Below are 6,769 nucleotides of genomic sequence, written 5' to 3'. Positions count from 1 at the left end.
GTCAAGCTTAATGGGCACGATCCCTATGCCTATCTGAAAGACATCATGACGCGGCTCCCTACACAGCCCGCCAGCCGGCTTGACGAGTTGCTGCCGCACCTCTGGCAGCCTCAGCTCCAACAGTAGGCTGACGTCGGCTGCCGAACCCCTGGGATCACCGGGCGCTTACCCTTCATCGAGAGATCTTGCAGCAAGGCGTGTTGCACGCAGATGAAACCCCGGTGCAAATGCTCAGTCCCGGCAAAGGGAAAACACATCGGGCTTATCTATGGGCGTATACACCCACGCAATCCAGCAACCTTCGCGCGGTGGTGTACGACTTCGCCGGCAGCCGAGCTGGAGAGCATGCCCGTACGTTCTTAGAGGGCTGGCACGGCAAGCTGGTGCGTGATGACTACGGCGATTACAAGGCCTCATTCCTTCAGGGCATCACCGAAATCGGATGCGCAGCGCACGCGAGGCGCACGTTCTTCGAACTGCACGCCAATCACAGTAGCCAGCTCGTTGAGCAGGCGCTGCCGTTCTTCGCTGAGCTCTACAACATCGAGCGCGATGCCACCACTTTGAATGTCGACGCCCGACACCGGCTTCGACAGAGCCGGGCCAAGCCAGTATGCGATGCCCTTTACGAGTGGCTAGTTACACAGCGCAAGCTCGTTTCCGACAGCTCCGCCATTGCCAAGGCCCTGGACTACAGCCTGAAGCGCTGGGAAGCGCTGACGCGTTATCTCGACGACGCGAACGTACCCATCGACAATAACTGGGTAGAAAACCAGATACGCCCGTGGGCAATTGGCCGCTCCAATTGGCTCTTCGCCGGGTCGCTGCGCGCGGGTCAACGTGCGGCTGCGATCATGAGCCTCATCCGCTCAGCGCAAATCAACGGCCACGAACCCCGTTCGTATCTGAAAGACATCCTGACACGCCTGCCGACCCACAGGGCAAACGACATTGCAGCATTGCCGCCTCACAACTGGCAGCCTCTCACATCTGTCGCCTAGCTCATCGGCCGTCAAGGCGGGTTTGCCGGCCCCTTACATTTGTAGTACCGGAGCTCCTGATCGTCGCCGTGGGCATTCGCTCTGGCGTTGGTTTCCCAGCGCGCGGCTATTTTCGCGGCCGCCACGATCCAGATCAGAAGCGAGAGAAAGAATGTCGCAGCGAAAAGCCAGAAGAGCACTCGCTTGTTAGGGTCGGCGTGCGTCAACAACTGGTATCCGATCATGGCAATCGGACTCGTAATCACCATGGCCACGGAAAACCGGACCCAGTTGGTCACCACCGCTTCGCTTTCCGTTTCAGCATGCATGGCAATGTCCACCGGAATGACCGAATCTGGACCAACCGATATGAAGGTCACGCTAAAAGTGGAATCCTTTCGACGTGACATTCAAGGTAGCGTTCTGGTGAGCCCGATAGAAGGTCAAACGTGCGCAAAACACCTGAGCGCGCCAATCGCACATGGGGCGGGCATTTGACGAAAAGGCCTAAACAATACTCTCCAACGCCTTGGCGAACCTGCCAACGGCGCCTTCGACGTCATGCAGTTTGTCCAGTCCGAATAACCCGATGCGGAAGGTCTTGAAATCTTCAGGCTCGTCACATTGCAGGGGAACGCCGGGCGCGATCTGCAAACCGGCGTCTGCGAACTTCTTCCCGGATCGTATGCCGTCATCGTCCGTGTAGCAAACCACGACGCCCGGAGCCTCAAAACCTTCGGCCGCCACGCTTTTGAAACCTGCGCCAGCCAAGAGCGAGCGAATGCGCTTGCCGAGTTCAAGCTGCTCCGCTCTCACTTTGTCGAAGCCGTATGACTCGGTTTCCTTTATGACGTCACGCAGCGTCGCGAGGCTGTCCGTGGGCATCGTGGCGTGGTATGCGAACCCGCCGTTCTCGTAAGCTTCTATGATTTGCAGCCATTTTCGAAGATCGCAGGAGAAACTGGTGCTAGTGGTCAGTTCGATCCTTTCGCGGGCGAGAGGACTGAGCATGACCAGCGCGCAGCAGGGTGACGCGCTCCATCCCTTTTGCGGCGCGCTGATGAGGACATCGACGCCGCTCGCCTGCATATCCACCCAGACCGTACCGGAGGCGATGCAATCCAGTACAAACATGCCACCGACGGCATGAACGGCGTCGGACACCGCGCGCAAATAGGCGTCAGGCAACATCATCCCGGATGCCGTTTCGACATGCGGCGCAAAGACCAGATCCGGCTTGTTTTCCTTAATCGCAGCGACCACTTCTTCGATCGGAGGCGGTGCATAAGCGGCCTGCCTGCCTTGTTCGACCGGTCGCGCCTTCAACACCGACGATTCAGACGGAATGCCGCCCATGTCGAAAATCTGTGACCAGCGGAAGCTGAACCAGCCATTGCGGATGACCAGACACTTCCTGTTCGTCGCGAACTGCCGGGCAACGGCTTCCATGCCGAAGGTCCCGCTGCCCGGGACGACGACCGCCGACTTCGCGTTATAGACTTTTTTCAGCGACGCGGAAATATCGCGCATGACGCCCTGAAAGAGCGCCGACATGTGATTGATCGATCGGTCGGTGTACACGACTGAGTATTCGAGGAGCCCCTCGCGGTCGACATGGGGAAGTAATCCTGGCACGGTCGTCTCCGGTGATAGACGAATAAATGAATCGAATACAGATTCTATCGAAAGCCACCGGCAACGGCACTCGGCCGAGAAAAAGGGGGTGTCAACCCCTTCTCGGCCGCCAGGAATTCGTCCTTCAACGTTGAGCTACTGCAATGAGCCCGTCGACGCGGAATTTGTCGAGAGACTGAAAACGCGCCGTACCCTCTCCCGCGCCGGCATAGCGCGGCCACTGTGGCAGACCTACGCAACGGCTTCGGCCTGACGCGTACGCGGCAGCATCCGTTCGAATTCACGCTTGACGATGCCGTAGCATTCACACGCGCGCGCCTCAAGCGCGGCGCGATCGAGCACCTTGATGCAGCCGCGGCTGTGCTGGATCAGCCCGGCGTCATGGAGCTTGCCCGCCGCTTCCGTGACGCCCTCGCGACGCACGCCCAGCATGTCGGCGATCATCTGCTGCGTCACGCGAAACTGGTCCGACGCAGTGCGATCTGCCTGGATCAGGAGCCAGCGGCACAACTGCTTGGCGAGCGCATGATGACGATTGCACGCGGCCGTCTGCGCCACTTGTGTCAGCAGCGCTTGCATATACAGAAGCATCACGCGACGCAGAAAATCGGAGCGGCCGAAGTGTTCGCGCAACGCACTTGCGCTCATCCGATAAGCGAAACCCGCGGCCTGAACCTGAACGCGAGTGGGCATCGTATCGCCGCCGGTCAGCACGGGGACGCCCGTCATTCCTTCGCGGCCCACTGCCGCCACTTCGACCGAACCGCCGTCTTCCATCGTGTGCAGAAGCGAGACGATGGCCGTGGTCGGAAAATACACGTGATGAATGCGCTGACCCGAATCGCACAGCAATTGCTCGGTGCGCAATTGAACGAGTTCGAGATGAGGTGCGATGGCTTGCCATTCATGCGCCGGAAGCGCGCCCAACAAATGATTGCCGTGCAGGTCGGACTGAAGGGTCAACATGATTTTCTTTCGCCTGGTCTGTGCGCGATGCGCTGTACTTTTTCCGGTCTGCCTCCGTTTCTTGAACGCATCCGCGGCGTTTATCGAAACTTGACATGACCAGCCCCGTAGCACTGTTATTGCCGCTCGTTCAAAGCGGGTTGGCGGCTGTTGTTGTGCTTTGTCGTACATAAGCGAGAGCCGTGCCAGCAACGCCGAATCGCCTACCAGTAAGCAGGCTCACGGAATGTCCCGCAGCGTACGGTCGGCGTTCCGGCGGATTTGATTCAGTTTTGAACAGACGAAACGAATAGGCCGGTCGTCGATGGCGGCTTCATGGCCGCTTTGGAAACGGGTGTAGCGTTTGCGCGCTTTCATGGACGGGATTCGTTGGACACGGCGCTCGAATCCAACGCTGACCCAAACACGTGCTTCAGAAATGTTGCAAAGCTGGTCGCCGCGATGTCAGGAAGCGTGCACCACGAAGACGCCCGCCACCTCGGCGCCCGCCGCAGCAGGCCATCGGTTCGTTCACGGTGTTCGCTTGAGCCGCTCGGGCGGACATCACGCAAGCCAAATGAAAACGTTGCATTTGCGAGAGTGGCGCAGACTGCGCTGGCGAGCCGACTTTCCGGATCACGTGCGCCAGCGCGCTCTTCCAGATTGAAATCGCGCGGCGTTACTCAACCTCGCCGGATTGCGCAGCTGTCAGGATGTCCGCCAGAACGTTCTGGAACGCAGTCCCACGTGAATAGGCGGCCCGCGCATGTCTCATCGGCTCACGTTATCCTGCGATGCGTTTGAAACTGACGTAGTAATCGTCGGTGTAATAGCAGTCGGTGGTCTGCTTGCGCGGTCCGCCACATACGATGCGACGCTGCCCGCGATCCGTCGAGCCAGGCGTGCGCACTGTATAGGCGTGGTAGTAGCCGCGCGGATGCTCCGGCAGCAATGCCGCGCTGTTGCGGAACAGGACACCGTCCTCGCCAAAGGGGAAAGGGCCGCCCGCTTTGATGAGACGCAGTGTGTCGGCTGCTTCCGCCGGCAACTGCGCCTTCGCGACGGAGGCCGGCGCGCTGCGCTCCTGCGCGCCCGATGCGCCGGGTGTGCCGCTCGCGGCCTGCCCAGGCTGAACCGGCGCCTGACTCGCGGATGCGCCTGATTCCTGAGCCGCGTTTTGCTTCGGATCCTTGCCGCATCCGCCAAGGATCGTGCTCAAGGCGAGAATGCAGGAGAACGCCCATGCTCGCTTCATGAATCGGTTGTCTCCGGGTTGACCAGCATTCGACGACCACGAACGATTTAAGGGTATCGCTAATGGTACAGCGAATCAACGTTGCGCCGGGGATGCCGATTTCTTAGCTCGATCGTTGCCGACGAAGCCCTCCTATCCTTTGGTCGCACCAAACGTCAACCCCGCCACGAAGTGACGCTGCATCGCGAAGAACATCATCACGGAAGGCAGCGCTGCGAGTATCGACCCTGCGGAGACAAGGTTCCAGGCCGTCACCCATTGTCCCTTCAATGCGGCAACGCCTACAGTGATTGGCGCGGCTTCGTCGCCTTGAGTGAGACACAGCGCCCAGAAGTAATCGTTCCACACGAACGTGAAGACGAGGATGGCGAGCGCGGCGAGTGCCGGACGAATCAGCGGCAGAATGATCCTGAAGAACACAGTCCACTCGTTCGCCCCTTCGATGCGCGCGGCTTCGATCAGTTCGAACGGCAACTGCTTGATGAAGTTGCGCAGAAAGAGCGCGCAGAATCCGGTCTGAAACGACACGTGAAAGAGAATCAGCGCGCCCACCGTGTTGAACAGACCGAGTTCCAGCGAGAGGTCGCGCACCGGGATCATCAGGATCTGAATCGGCACGAAGTTGCCCGCGACGAACGTCGCAAAGAGCACCGAGTTGCCACGAAAGCTGTAGACGGCCAGAGCAAAACCGGCCATTGCCGCAAGCACGATCGAACCGACGACAGCGGGCACCGTGATCAACACGCTGTTCCAGAAGTAATGAAGCATCGGCGACGCGGTCAGCGCCTCTCGATAGTTCGCGATTAGCGAGACATGCTCGGGCCAGCCCCAGTAATTGCCTTGCACGAGTTCGTCGGAGGACCGGATCGACGTCACCATTACGGCGATCAGCGGCAATAGCCAGATGATGAGTGCAAGCGGCAACGACAGCTTGTAGAGCACGCGATTCGCGGGCTTCCATTTGGCGATGGGGGTCGGAAACACGGCGCTCTCCTTACCGCTCGGCGCGCAGCATTCTGCGCAGGTGATAGACGATGTACACCATCATGATCGCAAACAGCACCACGGCAATGGCCGCCGAATAACCGATGCGGTAATACTTGATCGCCTGGTCGTACATGTAATAAGCGAGCACGGTCGAACTTTCGAATGGACCTCCGCCGCTCATCACGGCGATCAGATCGAAGCTGCGCAGCGCGCCGATGATCGTGACCACGATTGCCATGAAGGTCGTCGGTCGCAGTTGCGGAAGGATCACGTGCCAGAGCATCGTCCAGCCCTTTGCGCCCTCCATGCGCGCCGCCTCGATCTGCTCGGAGTTCAGCGACGTCAGCCCGGTCAGATACAGAATCATGCAGTAGGCCGTTTGCGGCCAGAGCGCCGCAAAGATAATCCCGAAGGTTACGTAGCGCGCATCGCCGAGCACGGGCACGCCGTGTCCGAGTATCAGCTTGAGCAAGCCGAACGTTGGGTCGTAGAACCAGCTGAACATCAGGCCGACCACCACGCCTGACAGCACGAAGGGCGCGAAGAACAGCGACTTGACCACGCGAATGCCGGCGACCGCCTGATTCAGATACAGCGCGACGGCAAGCCCCATCGGCGGCGCGAGCAGAAACAGCACGAGCCACAGGACATTGTTCTTCAACGCGGTGTAAAACGTCGGCGCCTGAAACAACTCGACGTAGTTCGCGAGACCGACAAACGACTTCTCCGACATCCCGTCCCAGTTATAGAAACTGAGCCCGATGCTGGCGAGGATCGGCCATATCACGTAGACGCCGACCATCACACACGCCGGCGCGAGAAAGAGGAATGCGGCGAGCCGCTGCTGGCGCGCCGTCGTCGAGCCGCGGCGACGGCGCTCGCGCTTCTTTGCAGGCAAAGCCATCGTGTCGGTAGGCTGCATGGTCGTGTTCCCTTGCAAGCGAAGCGTCGCGCCATCGACGCGCCG

Annotated in this window: 8 protein-coding genes and 1 pseudogene; 2 read left to right on the top strand and 7 right to left on the bottom strand. The window is 59.8% G+C overall.

What is annotated here, in order from left to right; genetic code table 11:
* Together QCE48_RS19195 and tnpC are read left to right on the top strand one after the other, a co-directional pair.
* A partial coding sequence (locus QCE48_RS19195) for a transposase domain-containing protein (protein ID WP_309794305.1) occupies window positions 1-126 on the top strand: 126 nt, incomplete at its 5' end.
* 44 nt (window positions 127-170) lie between these two features.
* Window positions 171-1,001, top strand: a pseudogene (gene tnpC, locus QCE48_RS19190) (IS66 family transposase); the annotation flags it as partial.
* An 11-nt stretch (window positions 1,002-1,012) separates the two neighbouring features.
* Here tnpC and QCE48_RS19185 read toward each other — a convergent pair.
* The 7 genes from QCE48_RS19185 to QCE48_RS19155 all read right to left on the bottom strand — a co-directional run bounded on the left by QCE48_RS19185 (window position 1,013) and on the right by QCE48_RS19155 (window position 6,706).
* Entirely contained in the window at window positions 1,013-1,360 is a 348-nt protein-coding gene (locus tag QCE48_RS19185) for a hypothetical protein (RefSeq protein ID WP_309784501.1), read from the bottom strand.
* A gap of 127 nt (window positions 1,361-1,487) precedes the next feature.
* On the bottom strand, window positions 1,488-2,615 hold the full coding sequence (locus QCE48_RS19180; RefSeq protein ID WP_309784500.1) for an aminotransferase class V-fold PLP-dependent enzyme: 1,128 nt from the start codon (window positions 2,613-2,615) through the stop codon (window positions 1,488-1,490).
* Between the two features lie 231 nt (window positions 2,616-2,846).
* Window positions 2,847-3,581, bottom strand: a complete 735-nt coding sequence (locus QCE48_RS19175) for a Crp/Fnr family transcriptional regulator (protein WP_309784499.1) — start codon at window positions 3,579-3,581, stop codon at window positions 2,847-2,849.
* A 219-nt stretch (window positions 3,582-3,800) separates the two neighbouring features.
* On the bottom strand, window positions 3,801-3,938 hold the full coding sequence (locus QCE48_RS19170; RefSeq protein WP_309784497.1) for a hypothetical protein: 138 nt from the start codon (window positions 3,936-3,938) through the stop codon (window positions 3,801-3,803).
* A 406-nt stretch (window positions 3,939-4,344) separates the two neighbouring features.
* Window positions 4,345-4,815, bottom strand: a complete 471-nt coding sequence (locus QCE48_RS19165) for a ribonuclease domain-containing protein (protein ID WP_309784496.1) — start codon at window positions 4,813-4,815, stop codon at window positions 4,345-4,347.
* Between the two features lie 132 nt (window positions 4,816-4,947).
* The gene (locus QCE48_RS19160; RefSeq protein WP_309784495.1) at window positions 4,948-5,799 is read right to left on the bottom strand and encodes a carbohydrate ABC transporter permease; all 852 of its coding nucleotides are present in this window, start codon (window positions 5,797-5,799) and stop codon (window positions 4,948-4,950) included.
* A 10-nt stretch (window positions 5,800-5,809) separates the two neighbouring features.
* On the bottom strand, window positions 5,810-6,706 hold the full coding sequence (locus tag QCE48_RS19155) for a sugar ABC transporter permease (protein WP_309785066.1): 897 nt from the start codon (window positions 6,704-6,706) through the stop codon (window positions 5,810-5,812).
* Between the last annotated feature and the right edge of the window lie 63 nt (window positions 6,707-6,769).

Origin of the sequence: Caballeronia sp. LZ024 (genome assembly GCF_031451455.1) — a bacterium.
GTDB lineage: Bacteria > Pseudomonadota > Gammaproteobacteria > Burkholderiales > Burkholderiaceae > Caballeronia > Caballeronia telluris.
The sequence above is the reverse complement of the archived record's forward strand: the minus strand, read 5'-3'. Positions and strand labels throughout refer to the sequence as shown.